Genomic DNA, 16888 nt, shown 5'->3' on the forward strand with positions numbered 1-16888 from the left:
TTATATAAGGTAATTCACACTTAGTATAACAGAATGGGAAAGAGCAGGCAACAGCGGAATTTAATTCAGGTTTATTGAAATAAACAGGCAGGGATGATATGATTGTCTATAACAAAAATTCAGGAGGGGAATATGCAGGAAAAAAGCATGAAGCAAAATCTTTTTCTGCTTTCATTGGCAAAGTTTTTGTCAGGATTTGCAGGCTATATTTACGATATTGGAATTGTCATTTATCTGTTTAGTCAAACAAAATCCGTAGCAGTTATCGGGGGATTTTTTATCTCTCAGTTTCTTCCTGCGTTGATTATTTTGTTTACAGGGAAGATTATTGATACCCATAACCAGAAAATGCTTATGTTTTTGTCAAATCTGGCAAAGGCAGCAGTTTTCTTTTTACTTTTATTTGAAGCAAATATAGTTTTTATTTATGTGGCAACGTTCTTCATGAACTTACTTTTGGAGTTTGAAAGTAATACCACTCAGGCACTTATGGCAAACCTTTTTTCAAAAGGCAATTTATTTAAGGCAGATTCGGTTATCAATCTTTTAGACTCGGCATCTCTTATTCTTGCTCCGGTCTGTGCGTCTGTAATTGCAACGAAGTTCAGTATTCAGATTAATTTGATGATTGATATTGCATTATATGGAGTGACTGGATTTTTGTATTTATTACTGCCGTCAGATGCTTTAGGTAATATAGAGAAACAGAAAGAGGAAAAGAAAGGTTATGCGTCTATTGTAAAGAACAAAAGAATTTTATGTACGGTTCTTTTCTGGAACTTTTTTATGCTCTGCATCGGAATTGCGTCACCTCTTGAAATCAGCATGATTGAGGATACCCTGGGAATGTCATCTTCCTGGTACGGAATTGGGAATACAGTAGAGGGTATTGGAATGTTGCTTGCATCGGGCTTTGTTTTGGGAATTATTAAGAAATTAAAGCCGGAAAACATTATTCTTCTGGGACTTTTCAGTGCGGCTATGAGTTACGGGGTAATAGGAACTGCCGGAAATATAGGAGTGTATCTTTTTGGTGCAGGATTGGTAGGGGTGACATCGACTTTTTGCCCGCTGGGATTTAAAACGGCTGTACAGATACAGAGTGAGACTAGTCTGGTGGGGAGAACTTTTACCGCATCAAGATTTACGATTTTGATTACCAGAATGATAGGCTCTTTGCTGGTAGGCGGTATGCTTACTGTGTGGAATATAAGAGTGATCTATTATCTGCTGGCAGGATTTTTGATGGTTACAGCAGTGGCGTATTATTTTGTAAATAGACAGAAGGAGTTGCTACATTAAGCGCACACCGAGAATATTTATACATTTTATGCTCAATCTGCGCTCACTTTGAGCTTGTAATCTCAAAACGTGCTCGACAAATTCGCTAAAAGTGTATAAATATTTCGGATTGCTGTTTCCTGAACAATTTCCTTATCATACTAACGAGAAATATTATATTTTTTCAGAAGCGCTTTTAGTCCATCCGGAGTCTTTCCAAGTTCTTCCAGTTGGGCTAAATCTCCGTTTTCTGCTAACTTTGCAATTAAAGTGCTGGTTTCTTCAATACCGTCTTCCCAAGCATCTTCTCTCTCCTGACGGAGATGTTTTTCAGCATCATATTCATAAATACTCATACTTTTCGCCTCCATTCGATTTTGACTTAAAAATTCTGAAAGAATTCCCTCCTCAATACATTCACAAATAGCACGTTCTACCGCATCCTCAATCTCCATTTCTTTTGAATATCGTCTGACTCTGGCTGTATATTCTGAGTAATCGTGCAGGGACTTACACGTAGAAAGAAGTTCTTTGTTATGTCCCGGATTGATATTCAGCATAACAGCTTCAAGCTCTAATTTGGGAGCACCGTCTAAATGGGTATATGCGTTTGATAATCTCAGTATTTGCCGATCCGGTACTTCTTCCTCACCATTATAAAAAATTAAGAAATTCGGTGTGGGAATGGGAATAATTTTCGTGCCGTATAAATGGGCTTCTTTTGTTAAAGCTGAGTAAATATCAGATACATAAAATAAAAATCTCAGCGGTAAATTAGGGTTGTAGGTAGATTGATGCTCGTAAAGAGAAAGTCTGGAGTCAATTAGGAAAGATACATCATTTTGCATAGACATATAAATAGCATTTTCCAATGTATTGATTTCCAGTTCTTCAGGATTTTTGTAGTGCTTTCCGGTTACAGCATTATATAAATCCAATAATTCCTTCTTATCCCTGTAAAGCATAGCAAAAATACGAGATTTAAACGTGCGGTTTACAGCAAGTTCGTTGTTTCCTTTGTCCATATAAATACCTCCTTGAATAAAAATTATGCAGGAGGCACTTTTAATAAAGAAACCTCTCTGCTGTTGTGGGAATAAAAGCATTGAGATTTCTGTTTGAATAGAAATTAGAAATAAGACAGGCTTAGCCCTTAGAATTATAAGAAATATAATGCTTTTCCAATAGTTTAACATGCCGGAAATGCAACTGCAACCAGAAAAGACAATAATATATTTTCTTAGGACAGCATACACTGAGTTAAGATACAGGAGGTGTTGTCATGTACGAAAATTTAACTCACAAGGAGCTTTGTGAGGCTTTTCATACGGATGAGAAAAATGGCCTTGATCAACAGGAGGCTGAAAAACGTCTGCTCCGTGACGGAAGCAACACTTTAAAAAAAACCAAAGAGCAGACGATTTGGGACAGGATACAAAATCAGATTAACGACCCTATGATCTTCATTCTTTTTCTGGCAGCGTCTATTTCTATGTTGCTGCGGGAGTATGGTGATACAGGAATTATTCTGGCAGTGATTGTCCTGAATACCACAGTAGGAGTGATACAGGAAGGAAAAGCTCAAAAAGCGTTAGAAGCACTGAAAAAGATGACAGCTCCTTCTGCAATTGTAAAGCGTAATGGAGTTTATCAAAAGATACCGGCAGATAGGCTGGTAAAAGGGGATTTAGTAAAGCTAAAAGCAGGTAATCAGGTTCCGGCCGACATACGCTTGCTTAAAGTACAGGGGCTTGCTGCTAATGAGTCGACCCTTACGGGAGAGTCTTTGCCTGTGGTGAAATCCTGTGAAGTATTGACAAAAGAACTTCCCGTAGCAGAGAGGAAGAATATGGCATATATGTCCACAGAAATCACGAAAGGCGACGGTGAAGGTGTTGTAGTTGCTACAGGAATGAACACAGAGTTGGGGAAAATTGCAGGAATGATAGAAGATACAAAACAGGAAATGACACCTTTGCAGAAACGTCTGGGAGATTTAGGGAAAATTCTAAGTATTGTGGCGGTAGCATTGTGTGCAGGCTTGTTTTTTATTGGAGTGATACAGCATAGAAATCTCTTACAGATGCTGCTTCTGGCTATTTCACTGGCTGTAGCTGCTATTCCGGAAGGGCTTCCGGCAGTAGTTACCATTGTCCTTGCTCTTGGAGTAGCCAGGATGGTAAAAGTAAATGCCATTATCCGCAGACTTCCGGCAGTAGAAACCCTGGGTTCTGTGGGTGTTGTGTGTTCTGATAAAACAGGAACTTTAACTGAGAATAAAATGGCAGTGACGAAAATTTATGCGGACGAGAAAATACTGCCTGTTTCTACAGTGAGAAAAAGAGAATTTCCAAAACTTATGGAAGGATTTCTTCTATGTAATAACAGTATTCTGGGGAAACAGGAAATCGGAGATGCTACAGAACTGGCTCTTTTACATACAGGAAGAAACATGGGATATGATGAAAGACGATTGCAGCAGCAGTATCCCAGAACTTTTGAAATTCCCTTTAATTCCGAAAAAAAATATATGGTAAGTGTACATAAAGATGGAAGTCATGAGACAGCATATATAAAAGGTGCATGTGATTATATCTTAAATCAATGTACTTATGTAGAAAATCGTGGAAAAACGAAACCTATGACACAGATGGAAAAGATGAAAATTCGCAGAGCTATGGAGGATATGGCAAAGGATGGACTACGGATTTTAGCTCTGGCATATAAGGAAAGAGTTACGAATAAAACAGAGAGGTCTTTAACGGAAGGGCTGGTTTTTGCAGGTATGGCAGGAATGATAGATCCGCCCAGAAAGGAAGCTGCCCGGTCTGTGAAAACCTTAAAACAAGCCGGTGTACAAGTGGCAATGATTACAGGAGATTACAAAGATACTGCATTTTCTATTGCAAAGAAAATTGGAATTGCAGATTGTATGGAGCAGTGTATTACCGGACAGGAAATGGATGAGATGAGCGAAGATATTTTGCGAAAGAAAATGAAAAATCTTCGGGTATTTGCAAGAGTAACGCCGGCTCATAAAGTGAGAATTGTAAAAGAATTTCAGGATAATGGGCAGATTGTTGCTATGACAGGTGACGGTGTCAATGATGCTCCTTCCCTGCAAAAAGCGGATATTGGAATTGCCATGGGTGAGAATGGAACAGACGCAGCTAAGAATGCAGCAGATATGGTACTTTCCGATGATAATTTTTCTACTATTGAAAAAGCAATGGAGGAAGGCAGAGGGATTTATGTAAATATTAAGAAGTCGATTTTATTTCTATTGTCTTCTAATTTTGGTGAAATTATTACTATGTTTGCGGCTGTTCTTTTTCAGCTGCCTACACCTTTAAAAGCGAGTCATATTCTGTGGGTGAATTTAATTACAGACTCTCTTCCGGCATTAGCGCTGGGAATGGATAAAAATGATGAAAAAGCTTTGATGAAGAAAAAACCTCGAAACCCAGATGAAGGACTTTTTGCACACGGAGGCTGGGGATTTACTATTTTTTATGGGATTTTAATTGCTACAATTACTTTGTATGCTTTTTATCTGGGAGGACAGACCTATGCATTTACTGTTTTGGGGGTATCCCAGCTTTTTCATGCCATTGGTATGAGAGATAAAGACAAATCTGTTTTCCGAATGAAACATTTGGAAAATCCGTTTATGCTGGGAGCTTTTTTTCTGGGATTGGCACTGCAGGCAATGGTTACAGAAATTCCGTATTTTGTACAACTTTTTGGAACGGCTCGTCTGTCTTTACAGGAATGGTGTCTGCTTCTGGGGATTTCTTCAATTCCTCTTATTGCTCATGAACTGCTGCTTATTCCAGGCAAACTTTTGGGAATGAAGAAGAGACAGTAAAATGCAGGAAAAAACAAAGAAAATTGCATATAAAAACAAAGAATACCTATAAAAACACCTAAAATTAAAGAGAAATGCAAGAAACACTTGACACTAAGTCATATATTAGCATACAATATGTAGAAATAAAAAAGAAAACATCAGGAGGAAAGCCATGACACCGTATAAAGAACTTAGTAAAGAGCAGTTACAGGCCATGAAGGCTGATTTAGAAAAGCAGTTTGAAGAAGTAAAGGCAAAGGGGTTAAATCTGGATATGTCCAGAGGAAAACCGTCTAAACAGCAGTTAGAATTGGCAATGGATATGCTGGAAGAATTAAAGAGTACAGATAAACTGAAATGTGAAACAGGAATAGACTGCCGTAATTATGGTCTTTTAGACGGTATTCCAGAGGCTAGACGTTTGCTGGGGGAAATGACAGAAGTATCTCCGGAAAATATTGTGATTTTTGGAAATTCCAGTTTAAATGTTATGTTTGATACAATTTCCAGGTCTATGACTCATGGAGTTTGTGGAAGTACACCATGGTGTAAGTTAGATAAAGTAAAATTTTTATGTCCTGCACCGGGATATGACAGACATTTCCGTATTACAGAATACTTTGGGATAGAAATGATCAATGTTCCAATGACACCTGCCGGACCGGACATGGATATGGTAGAAGAACTTGTCAGCACAGATCCTGCTATTAAAGGTATCTGGTGTGTGCCAAAATATTCTAATCCCCAGGGCATTACTTATTCTCCTGAAACTGTAAAAAGATTTGCAAATTTAAAGCCGGCAGCAGAAGATTTCCGTATTTTTTGGGATAATGCGTACTGTATTCATCATTTATATGATGATAAACAAGATTTCCTTGTGGAAATTTTAGAGCAGTGTGAAAAAGCAGGAAATCCAGATTTAGTTTATAAATTTATTTCAACTTCTAAAGTGAGTTTTCCAGGTTCCGGTATTGCAGCAGTGGCGGCATCTACAAAAAATCTGGATGAATTCAGAAAGCATATGGCTGTACAGACCATTGGTCATGATAAAATTAACCAGCTTCGTCATGTTCGTTTCTTTGGAGGAATTGTGGGAATGCACAAACATATGAAGAAGCATGCAGAAATTCTTCGCCCGAAATTCGAGATTGTAGAAAATACATTAGAAAAAGAGTTAAGTGGAGCGGAAATTGGAACATGGACAAATCCAAGAGGCGGATATTTTATTTCTTTTGAAGCTCTGGAAGGGTGTGCAAAGGCTATTGTGGCAAAAGCAGCCGAGGCAGGTGTGAAAATGACAGATGCAGGTGCAACTTATCCTTATGGAATTGATCCTCAGGACAGCAACATTCGTATTGCACCAAGTTTTCCAACGGTAGATGAGCTGAAACTTGCTACAGAAGTCTTTGTGCTGAGTGTAAAATTAGTAAGTATTGATAAAATTTTAAGTGAAAAATAAATTTGAGAAAGAGCAGAGGGCGCTGAATGGGGAACAGTGTCCTCTTTGTGCGTAATAAAATTGTTAATAATTCTTAATTGGTGAATTGGAAAAATTGTGTTATACTGGAACGCAACAGAAAGTAATGTCAGGGGTGATTATATGGCAAAAAGAAAATCTAAGAAAAATAAATATAAAAAAATGAAAAGAATTCTACTGGGAATTTTAATCGCTTATGCAGTCCTTTTGATGGGAGCATATTTTATTGGTGTGTTTTATTATTCCAAACATTTCTATCCGGGCTCGCAAATAAATGGAATAGAATGTACCGGAAAAACTGTGGCAGAAGCAGAAAAGGCCATGAAAAGCCAGATTGCCGGATATATGCTGGTGTTGAAGGAACGAGGAGACAAAGTAGAAAGTATCAATGCTTCGCAGATTGATATGAGATACATAGATGACGGGAAGATTGCGGAGCTTAAGAAGGAGCAAAATCCGTTTACCTGGTTTTTATCCTTTGCACATAAGAAGGATTATACCATGTCAGCTACAACCCCGTATAATAAAGAAGCCGTCTATGCAGCAATCGACGGGCTGGCATGTTTTCAGGAAGAAAATATAGTACAGCCTTCCGATGCACATCTGGAAGTGGGCGAAAACGGATATGAAATTGTTCCTGAAGTACAGGGAACAGCTCTTGATAAAGAAAAGGTAAAAGAAGCAGTAATAAAGGCTATTGATAACGGAGAAATCGAATTAGATTTTGAAAAAGAAGGCTGCTATCTTGCGCCATCTGTATTAGCAGATGATGAAAATTTGGCAAAGCAGAAGGAGCAGGGAAATGTGCTTTTAGGTGTGACGGTTACCATTGATTTTTCTGACAGACAGGAAGTCGTTAATGCAGAGATTATGAAAGACTGGCTGGTAACAGATGAGGCTGGTAATCTGGATTTGGATAAAGCGAAGGTAAAAGAGTATGTACAGCAGTTAAAATATGAATATGATACTTTTGGCTCATCCAGACAATTTACAACTGCAACGGGAAATACTATTACGGTAAAAGGCGGAGATTATGGATGGGTAATTGCCCCAAATGATACAACAGCTAAGATTATAGAAGCTATTAAAAGTGGGCAGTCACAAACAATTGAGCCGGAATATACCTACCGGGGATATTGCAGGGATACCAATGATATTGGTAATACATATGTTGAAATCAGCCTGGAAGAACAGCGTATGTGGTTCTTTAAAGACGGGCAGCTTCTTGTTGATACACCGGTAGTTACGGGAAATCATAACAAGGGATACGATACTCATACTGGTGTTTATGCCATTATGTATAAGGAGAGAAATGCCACTTTGACAGGTGAAGATTATAAGACACCGGTAGATTACTGGATGCCATTTTATGCCAATACAGGTATTCATGATGCAGGCTGGAGAAGTACTTTTGGAGGAAAAGAGTATATCAATAACGGTTCACATGGATGTGTCAATACACCGCCTGAAAATGCAGAGAAGATTTTTAATAACATTGAAAAGGGCGTTCCAGTAGTGGTATATTAAAGAAAGAAAATTTGACCTATAAAAGGAGTTTATAAATATGAAGATTATAGTATTAGCCGGAGGAAACAGTACAGAAAGAGAAGTATCTATTGCGTCAGGGCAGGGAGTCTGCAAGGCATTAAGAGAGCGTAATCACAAAGCAGTTCTTTTGGATCCTTACTTTGGAGTACCCCAAAAAGAAGAAAATCTTTTTCCGGCAGAATATGATATTGATAAAGCAGCAGATGCTATGAGAGAAATGAGCAGTAAATTAGAGGAAACCATGAAGACTCGTAGGGGATTTTTCGGACCAAATGTTCTGGAAATCTGTAAGGAAGCTGATATTGTCTTTCTGGCGCTTCATGGAGCAAATGGAGAAGATGGAAAAGTACAGTCTGTTTTAGATTTAATGGGAATTAAATATACAGGTTCCGGTCCGTTAAGCAGCGGGATGGCAATGGATAAAGGTATTACAAAAATGGTTTTTGAAGCAAAGGGAGTACCTACACCAAAGGGAATTACTTTGGAAAAGGGAAAATGCAGCAGCCGTCTTTCAGATTATGGAATGGGATTTCCGGTTATTGTAAAACCTTGTTGTGGAGGCTCCAGTGTAGGAGTGTGCATTGCGAATGATCAGAAGGAGTATGAAACAGCGTTATTAGAAGCTTTTTCTTATGAAAATGAAGTTGTAGTAGAACAGTTTATTACAGGAAGAGAATTTTCTGTAGCTGTTGTGGATAAAAAAGCATATCCTGTTATTGAAATTGCTCCGTTACAGGGCTTTTATGATTACAAGAATAAATATCAGGCAGGTTCTTGTGTGGAAACTTGTCCTGCAGACCTTTCTTCTGCACTGACAAAAGAAATGCAGAAATATGCAGAAATGGGTTATGAAGCATTAAATCTTCAGGCTTATGCCCGTCTGGACTTTTTAATGGATGATGAGGGAAATATGTATTGTCTGGAAGCAAATACTTTGCCGGGAATGACACCTACCAGTTTAATTCCTCAGGAAGCAAAAGCAATTGGAATGGATTACCCTCAGCTTTGCGAAAAACTCATTGAAGTTTCATTGAAAAAGTACCAGTAGGAGGGAAGACACTATGAAAAATCTTACCTTAAAAAATCTTGCATTAGCCTGTAACGGAACTTATGTAGGAGCAAAGGAAGCGGAAAATAAAGAAATAACCTGCATTTTTACAGACAGCCGAAAGGCAGAAGCAGGAGGGTTGTTTGTTCCTATTAAAGGTGCGAGAGTAGATGCCCATGATTTTATTGAGCAGGTAATGGAAAAAGAAGTGCTGGCTACTTTATCAGAAAAAGATTTAGGAGAAAAGCCTTTTCCGTATATTCTTGTAGAGTCATCTCTTGCTGCTGTAAAGGATATTGCAGAATTTTATTTAAAACAGCTTCAGATACCAGTGGTGGGAATTACAGGAAGTGTTGGGAAGACCAGTACAAAAGAAGTGATAGCATCTGTATTGGCTCAGAAATATAATACTTTGAAAACACAGGGGAATTTCAATAATGAATTAGGTCTTCCTCTTACAATCTTCAGGCTTCGTGATGAGCATGAAATGGCAGTACTGGAGATGGGAATTAGCGATTTTGGGGAGATGCACAGACTGGCAAAAATCGCAAGACCGAATACTTGTGTCATTACAAATATTGGATTATGCCATTTGGAATTTTTGAAATCCAGAGACGGAATATTAAAGGCGAAAACAGAGATTTTTGATTATCTTCAGCCGGATGGACATATTATTTTAAATGGTGATGATGACAAGCTGGTGACTGTACAGGAAGCAAAAGGAATTAAACCTGTATTTTTCGGTGTAGAAAATCATCAGGGCATTTGGGCGGATGAGATTAAACCAGAAGGGTTAAAGGGAATTTCCTGCTGTATTCATGCAGGAGAAGAAAGTTTTTCTGTACTTATTCCTGTTCCGGGAAAACATTCTGTCTATAATGCTCTTGCGGCAACAGCAGTTGGTTTGACTTATGGGCTTACTATAGAAGAAATCCGCAGAGGTATCGAAAGCCTTCAGTCCGTAAGCGGCAGATTTCACATTATAGAAACACCAAAATATACAGTCATCGATGACTGCTACAATGCAAATCCAATATCCATGAAAGCCTCTTTAGATGTACTTACAGATGCTCTGGGCAGAAAAGTTGCCATCCTGGGCGATATGGGAGAATTGGGTGCAGATGAAAGAAAGATGCATCAGGAAGTTGGAAAATATGCAGCAGAGAAAGAAATCGATGTTCTCTTATGTGTGGGAGAACTTTCAACAGATATGGCAGAGGCAGCCAAAGCAGTAAACTCTAAAACACAGGTAAGACATTTTACAAATAAAGAAAATTTGATGAAAGAAATTCCGGAAATTCTTGAAAAGGGTGATACGGTGCTGGTAAAGGCATCTCACTTTATGGAGTTTGGGGAGATTGTAGAAAAATTGAGTTAATACATTGCATTTTCAGGGATATATTGTAATTCTTGCGAAATAGTATACTTTCTGTTATAATTTCAGAAGTGTGCATGGTTAAAGCACTATGTAAGATACTATAACGTAAGGAGGAAATGACACATGCTGAACAACATTTTAAGTGCAGTAAATGATTGGATGTATACGTATCTTCTATTATTTCTGCTGGTAGGAACGGGAATTTACTTTACTGTGAGAACACGTTTCGTACAGGTGAGATTATTAAAAGAGTCGTTTCATGTATTAAAAGAAAAAGCAGGAGAAGAGAATGGAAAAAAACAGGTTTCTTCTTTTCAGGCGCTGATGATTTCCACAGCCTCCAGAGTTGGAACAGGGAATATTGCGGGAATTGCTACAGCCATTGCAGCCGGCGGGGCCGGTGCAGTATTCTGGATGTGGCTCATGGCAGTGATTGGTGGAGCATCTGCTTTTATTGAAAGTACATTGGCACAGGTTTATAAAGTGAAGGATAAAGAGGAGTTTCGAGGAGGTCCTTCCTATTACATGGAGAAGGCTCTTGGCAAACGCTGGCTGGGAATTTTATTTTCTGTTCTCCTGATTATCTGCTTTGCTTATGGTTTTAACGGGCTTCAATCCTTCAATATGTCATCTTCTCTGGAATACTATATTCCGGGTTATAGCGATACAATTTATCCTATGATTGTAGGGTTGATTTTAGCAGTAGGAACAGCATTTGTTATTTTTGGCGGTGTACACAGAATTGGTTTCATTACATCTGTGTTAGTGCCAATTATGGCTGGGGCATATTTGTTAATCGGGCTTTATACGATTATTACGAATATTACAGAACTTCCTGAAGTATTTTCTATGATTTTTTCTCAGGCATTTAATTTCAAGGCATTTGCCGGAGGTATGGCAGGAAGCGCCGTGGTAATCGGTATTAAAAGAGGTCTGTTTTCCAACGAAGCAGGTATGGGAAGTGCCCCAAATGCTTCTGCGAGTGCATCTGTAAGTCATCCGGCAAAACAGGGAATGGTGCAGGTTTTGTCTGTATTTATTGATACTCTGTTAATCTGTTCTGCAACAGCTATGATGCTGTTACTTTCCGGTGTGCAGGGTGAGTCCGGTGTACTAGATGGAATTCCTTTCGTTCAGAAAGCCATTTCTGAAAATGTGGGGAACTGGGGTATTCATTTTATTACGCTTTCAATTTTTGCCTTTGCATTCAGCAGCCTGATTGGAAATTATTATTACGCAGAGTCTAACATTCTGTTTATCAAAAACAATAAAAAATTATTATTTATTTTCCGTATTACCTGTCTTTTAGCAGTGTTTTTTGGAGCACAGGCAGATTTTTCCATGATGTGGAATATTGCGGATATTACTATGGGCTGTATGGCAACCGTAAATATTCTGGTTATTTTAGTTTTGGGAAATACGGCGATTAAAGTATTAAAAGATTACGAAAAACAGAAAAAAGAAGGAAAAAATCCTGTTTTTAAAGCAAAAGACGTGGGGATTGAGAATACGGAGTGCTGGTAAAATAATCAGGTAATGAAAAGGTATACATTTGATGCAAATTAAGCGTCCAATGTATACCTTTTTTCGTGGAGTCTCTTAAGTTAAATCATGATTTTTTTCCAACATTTCTAAAATGACTTTCTGTGTATACGCTCCTAAATGTTTTTTGTCTTCTTTCTCTAACTGGTCCGGATAAATAGGAGCACCGTATTCAACAACTAGCCTGCAAGGCTTGATTTTTGGAAAATGTGCTTCAAAAATTTCAGCAGAGTTGCTGATTGCAATAGGTATAATCGGACATCCTGCCTTTGTGGCAATTTTAAAGCTGCCTTCGTGGAATGGAAGCATTTCCAGTTCATTTTCCCCTTTGTTTCTTGTTCCCTCTGGAAAAATGCAAATCGAAATTCCGCTTTTTACTTTATCGATAGCAGTTAAAATAGTTTTCATGCCGGCTTTAATATCCTGTCTGTCTAAAAAGAGACAGTGCAGATAGCGCATCCATGTAGAGAGCAGAGGAATTGGCTCCATTTCTTTTTTTGCAATATAACCTGTTAAATCAGGACATAAAGTATAAGTCAGCAGGATATCAAAAAAGCTTCGGTGATTTCCGATATACAGTACTGGCTGGTCTGCAGGGACATTTTCATGTCCGATTATAGTGATTTTTGCACCGGTTACTTTTAAAATAAATTTAAAAACAGTTTGAATAATACGCAGGGAACTAATATCCTTTGCGCGTTTATTAAACTTTCCTACAATCCACTCCACAATAAGAATAGGAATAGACAAAATTAAGTATCCGATTACACAGATACATACAATAAGAAATCGAAACATAATAAATAACCTTTCTTTCTGTTGAATAATTAAAAGATGCCTGACGGATTGCTTTGCATTTTGTACGCTTACAATCCCTGGTATCTAATAAATTATAATGAAATCAGCTTTAATATGCAAGGATTAGTACGCATATTTCAGAAAAAAACCGCATACATTTAGGATAAGACTGGCAAAGTGAAGGTGGCGCAAGATGTGAAAAAAGGAACAGCCATAATACTGCTTTTGACAGCAATTTCCTGTTTTCTCTGCGGATGCAGTATTGAAAAAGTAAGGGCGATGGATGGTGTGAAGCCGGAGTATACTGTTATGAAGGAAGCAGATTATCCTGAAAAAGTAAAAGAATTGATAGGAGAAAATAAAACAAAGGAATTTCAGATGACTTATCAGGATGCAGGCTACCTGTATCTTATGAAAGGATATGGCGAGCAGAAGACAGGAGGATATAGTATTCAGATTGAAGATTTATCTCTGTGGGATAATGCAATTCATTTACAGACGACATTATTGGGACCTGAGGATGGTGAAGAACTAAAGGAGGAAGCATCTTATCCCTGCTTGGTGATTAAGATGAAATACCGGGAAGAGCCGGTTATTTTTGAATAGAAAAGGGGTAATGGTGTGGAACTGGTAACGAAAAATGTGTATATGCTTCAAAAAAAATGTGAGGCAGTCAATCAGATTACTTTTGATGAGGATTTAAATGTTCCTGACGTAAAGCCGGATATCGGGCGCATGATACAGAAAAAAGGCGATATACAGTTAGAGGATATTCAGATAACAGAAGGGCGTGCATATATTACAGGAGCCCTTGTGGTAAGTCTTTTATATGTCAGTGATAATGAAGAGAGACGTTTACAAAGTCTTATAGGAACTTTGCGTATTGATGAAAATCTGAATTTGGAGGGGCTGGAGAACGGAGATAAAGTGCAGTTAAAATGGGATATTGAAGATTTAAGTGTTCAATTGATTAATTCCAGAAAATTAAATATGAAAGCACTGGTGACATTTACAGCATATGTGGAAGAAAGCAAAGAGCTGGAGCTTCCTGTTGCCGTGGAGGATGATGAGATTTCCCAGAAAAAAGAAGATATTTCCATTTTGGGAACTGTAATACATAAAAAAGATACTATGCGTATAAAAGAGGATATTTCTTTAAGCTCTAATAAACCTGATATTTATGAGTTACTCTGGAATACGGTAGAAGTAAGAGGATTGGATATTCGGACAGAAAATGATAAAATTGTGATAAAGGGAGAGCTTTTTGTTTTTGCCCTTTACAGTGGAAATGATGAGAACAATTCTTTGCAATGGCTGGAACACTCAGTTCCTTTCTATCAAGAATTGGAATGTATAGGGTGTATTCAGGAAATGATCCCCAATGTGGAAATTTCCATGCCACAGGGTGATTTAAAAGTAAAGCAGGATGAAGATGGGGAAGAGCGAGTCATTGGTGTGGACACTGTTCTGGAATTAGAAATGAAAATTTACGAAGAGGAAGAACTTTCTCTTCTTATGGATGTGTATACACCATTAAAAGAGTGTGAGGCAGTGAGGGAAAAACATACGTTAGAAAGTCTGCTGGTAAAGAATTTTTCAAAATGTAAGGTAAATGACAGAATTAAAATAGAAAACAGTCATGGGAAAATTCTGCAGATTTGTCACAGTGATGGCAGTGTTAAGGTGGACAGCAGCAGGATTGTGGAAAATGGAATTGAAGTGGAGGGAGTTGTCCAGATCCGGATTTTGTATATTATCGGGGATGATGATATGCCATTTTATTCTATGGAGACTATGATACCTTTTCAACATATAATTGAGGCTGAACATATTACAGAAAATTGTGTTTATTACATGCGGGCAGACTTGGAGCAATTGTCAACTACGATGATTGACAGCGATGAAATTGAGGCGAAAATAGTGATTAATTTAAACGCTCTGGTAATGAAGCAGAGAGAGACTGGTATTATTCAAAATATTGAAGAAAGAGAGCTGGACAGGGAAAAGCTACGCAATATGCCGGGAATTGTCGGATATCAGGTACAGCCTCAGGATACTCTATGGGATATTGCAAAACGGTTTTATACCACAATTGATACAATCTTAGAATTGAATGAAATGGAAACAGAAATAATTAAGCCCTATGATACATTGGTGCTTATGAAAAAAGTAGAAAAATAAAATATCATGAGTAAAGGGAGCGGTTTCATGTAAACGGCTCCCTTTAAAATGCAGAAACTTATTTTTTGCTGTACTAGTTGAAAAAAAATAGGTTTTCATATAGAATAGAATGTACTAAAAGGAATACAATATACAAAAGTCGGAGGAGAAGCCATGAGATTAAGAGCATTAGCAAAAATCAATCTTGGTTTAGATGTTCTGCGTAAAAGAGAAGACGGATATCATGAATTGCGTATGATTATGCAGACAATTAACATGTACGACCAATTAGATATAGAAATAAGTCAGACACCCGGAATTACAATCACCACGAATTTGCCGTTTATACCGGTAAATGAAAATAATCTGGTATATAAAGCAGCCAGGCTTTTGATGGATGAATTTCAGATAGAGCAGGGAATTACTGTGGATTTGCAGAAATTTATTCCGGTAGCAGCAGGTATGGCAGGGGGAAGTTCTGATGCAGCGGCAGCCATGATTGGTGTAAATCGTTTGTTTGGATTAGGGCTTTCTGTAAAGGAACTGATGGAGAGAGGCGTGAAAATAGGCGCAGATGTACCTTATTGTCTTTTAAGAGGAACTGCATTGGCAGAAGGAATTGGAGACAAGCTTCGTGCCCTTCCGGCATGTCCGGATTGTTATGTGTTAATTGGAAAACCGGCAATTAGTGTGTCTACAAAGTTTGTTTATGAAAATCTTCATGCTAATGAATTAGAATATCATCCTGAAATTGACAAAATGTTGGATGCAATTCAATGGCATAATTTGAATAAAATTGCAGACAATATGGGGAATGTATTAGAAACAGTTACAATTCCTCATTATCCTATTATTCAGGAAATTAAGGATCATATGAAAGAGCATGGGGCATTAAATGCTATGATGAGTGGCAGTGGACCTACTGTGTTTGGTTTATTTGATGACAAAACAACGGCAGAAAATGCCTGCGAAGCATTGCGGGCCAGCCGTCTGGCGCGAACTGTTTTTTTGACTACAGTATTTAATAATGGAGGAAGGAGAAAATAGCAGGAATGGATTTAGAAATGAATATGGATGACTATCTTCCTTTGAGGGATGTAGTTTTTAATACATTGAGAAGGGCAATTTTAAAAGGTGAATTAAAACCGGGAGAACGCCTGATGGAAATTGCCCTGGCAGATAAGCTTGGAGTAAGCCGTACACCAATCAGAGAGGCAATTCGTAAGCTGGAGTTGGAAGGGCTTGTGGTTATGGCTCCCAGAAAAGGGGCAAAGGTTGCTTCTATTACAGAGAGAGACTTAAATGATGTGCTGGAAGTAAGAAAAGGAATGGAAGTATTAGCCATTTCTCTTGCCTGTGAGCGAATTACAAAGGAAGAGATGGAACGTCTGGAAGAAATAGAAGCACACTTTCAGACACTCATTGAGTCTGACAACCTTACAGAACTGGCAGAGGTGGATGTGGAATTCCATGACACCATTTATCAGGCAACCAATAATAAACGTCTGGTACAGCTTTTGAATAATTTAAGAGAGCAGATGTATCGTTACCGTATGGAATATTTAAAAGATATTGCTGTACGCCGTACATTGGCAGAAGAACATAAATCCATCTGTGAGGCTTTGAGAGCAAGAGACGAAAAAAAGGCTTTAGATTACGTACAGCTTCACATTGATAATCAGCAAAAAGCAATTATTCGCAGTTTAAATCAAGAATAAAAGAAAATATGGGTGAGATAATAAAAGGAGATGTTGCACGAAGTTTGTGTGGCAACTCCTTTTTTCATACAAATTAATGATAATGTTT

13 protein-coding genes are annotated in these 16888 nt (G+C 38.0%); 11 read left to right on the forward strand and 2 right to left on the reverse strand.

What is annotated here, in order from left to right:
- The first annotated feature begins 132 nt into the window (after positions 1-132).
- A complete protein-coding gene (locus BQ7352_RS05080; RefSeq protein ID WP_072447542.1) occupies positions 133-1302 on the forward strand; it encodes an MFS transporter in 1170 nt (389 codons plus the stop codon).
- 140 nt (positions 1303-1442) lie between these two features.
- Here the strand turns inward: BQ7352_RS05080 and BQ7352_RS05085 are convergent, their stop codons facing one another.
- Positions 1443-2306 (reverse strand): hypothetical protein, encoded by an 864-nt coding sequence (locus tag BQ7352_RS05085; RefSeq protein WP_072447544.1) that lies wholly within the window; start codon positions 2304-2306, stop codon positions 1443-1445.
- A gap of 257 nt (positions 2307-2563) precedes the next feature.
- On the opposite strand from BQ7352_RS05085, the gene BQ7352_RS05090 reads away from it, so the two are divergent.
- The 6 genes from BQ7352_RS05090 (at position 2564) to BQ7352_RS05115 (ending at position 12106) form a co-directional block, all read left to right on the forward strand.
- A complete protein-coding gene (locus tag BQ7352_RS05090; RefSeq protein WP_072447546.1) occupies positions 2564-5149 on the forward strand; it encodes a cation-translocating P-type ATPase in 2586 nt (861 codons plus the stop codon).
- 154 nt (positions 5150-5303) lie between these two features.
- Positions 5304-6590, forward strand: coding sequence for an aspartate aminotransferase type Ic (locus tag BQ7352_RS05095; protein WP_072447548.1), 1287 nt, complete (start codon positions 5304-5306; stop codon positions 6588-6590).
- Positions 6591-6731: 141 nt separating this feature from the next.
- A complete protein-coding gene (locus tag BQ7352_RS05100; RefSeq protein WP_072447550.1) occupies positions 6732-8135 on the forward strand; it encodes a L,D-transpeptidase family protein in 1404 nt (467 codons plus the stop codon).
- Positions 8136-8172: 37 nt separating this feature from the next.
- Positions 8173-9204, forward strand: coding sequence for a D-alanine--D-alanine ligase family protein (locus BQ7352_RS05105; RefSeq protein WP_072447552.1), 1032 nt, complete (start codon positions 8173-8175; stop codon positions 9202-9204).
- Between the two features lie 13 nt (positions 9205-9217).
- Positions 9218-10582, forward strand: coding sequence for a UDP-N-acetylmuramoyl-tripeptide--D-alanyl-D-alanine ligase (locus tag BQ7352_RS05110; protein WP_072447554.1), 1365 nt, complete (start codon positions 9218-9220; stop codon positions 10580-10582).
- Positions 10583-10705: 123 nt separating this feature from the next.
- Positions 10706-12106 carry an alanine/glycine:cation symporter family protein gene (locus BQ7352_RS05115; protein WP_072447556.1) on the forward strand — a complete coding sequence of 467 codons (1401 nt, stop codon included), beginning with the start codon at positions 10706-10708 and terminating at the stop codon, positions 12104-12106.
- A gap of 75 nt (positions 12107-12181) precedes the next feature.
- Here the strand turns inward: BQ7352_RS05115 and BQ7352_RS05120 are convergent, their stop codons facing one another.
- Entirely contained in the window at positions 12182-12922 is a 741-nt protein-coding gene (locus tag BQ7352_RS05120) for a lysophospholipid acyltransferase family protein (protein ID WP_072447558.1), read from the reverse strand.
- A gap of 195 nt (positions 12923-13117) precedes the next feature.
- Here BQ7352_RS05120 and BQ7352_RS05125 point away from each other — a divergent pair, with 195 nt between their 5' ends.
- The 4 genes from BQ7352_RS05125 (at position 13118) to BQ7352_RS05140 (ending at position 16800) form a co-directional block, all read left to right on the forward strand.
- Positions 13118-13528: a protease complex subunit PrcB family protein gene (locus BQ7352_RS05125; RefSeq protein ID WP_072447560.1), complete on the forward strand. Its 411-nt coding sequence runs from the start codon at positions 13118-13120 to the stop codon at positions 13526-13528.
- 15 nt (positions 13529-13543) lie between these two features.
- Positions 13544-15103: a DUF3794 and LysM peptidoglycan-binding domain-containing protein gene (locus BQ7352_RS05130; RefSeq protein WP_072447562.1), complete on the forward strand. Its 1560-nt coding sequence runs from the start codon at positions 13544-13546 to the stop codon at positions 15101-15103.
- Between the two features lie 153 nt (positions 15104-15256).
- Positions 15257-16129 (forward strand): 4-(cytidine 5'-diphospho)-2-C-methyl-D-erythritol kinase, encoded by an 873-nt coding sequence (gene ispE / locus BQ7352_RS05135; RefSeq protein ID WP_072447563.1) that lies wholly within the window; start codon positions 15257-15259, stop codon positions 16127-16129.
- 5 nt (positions 16130-16134) lie between these two features.
- A complete protein-coding gene (locus BQ7352_RS05140; protein ID WP_072447565.1) occupies positions 16135-16800 on the forward strand; it encodes a GntR family transcriptional regulator in 666 nt (221 codons plus the stop codon).
- Positions 16801-16888: the final 88 nt, after the last annotated feature.

The sequence above is a fragment of the Blautia sp. Marseille-P3201T genome, assembly GCF_900120295.1.
Taxonomy (GTDB): domain Bacteria; phylum Bacillota; class Clostridia; order Lachnospirales; family Lachnospiraceae; genus Blautia.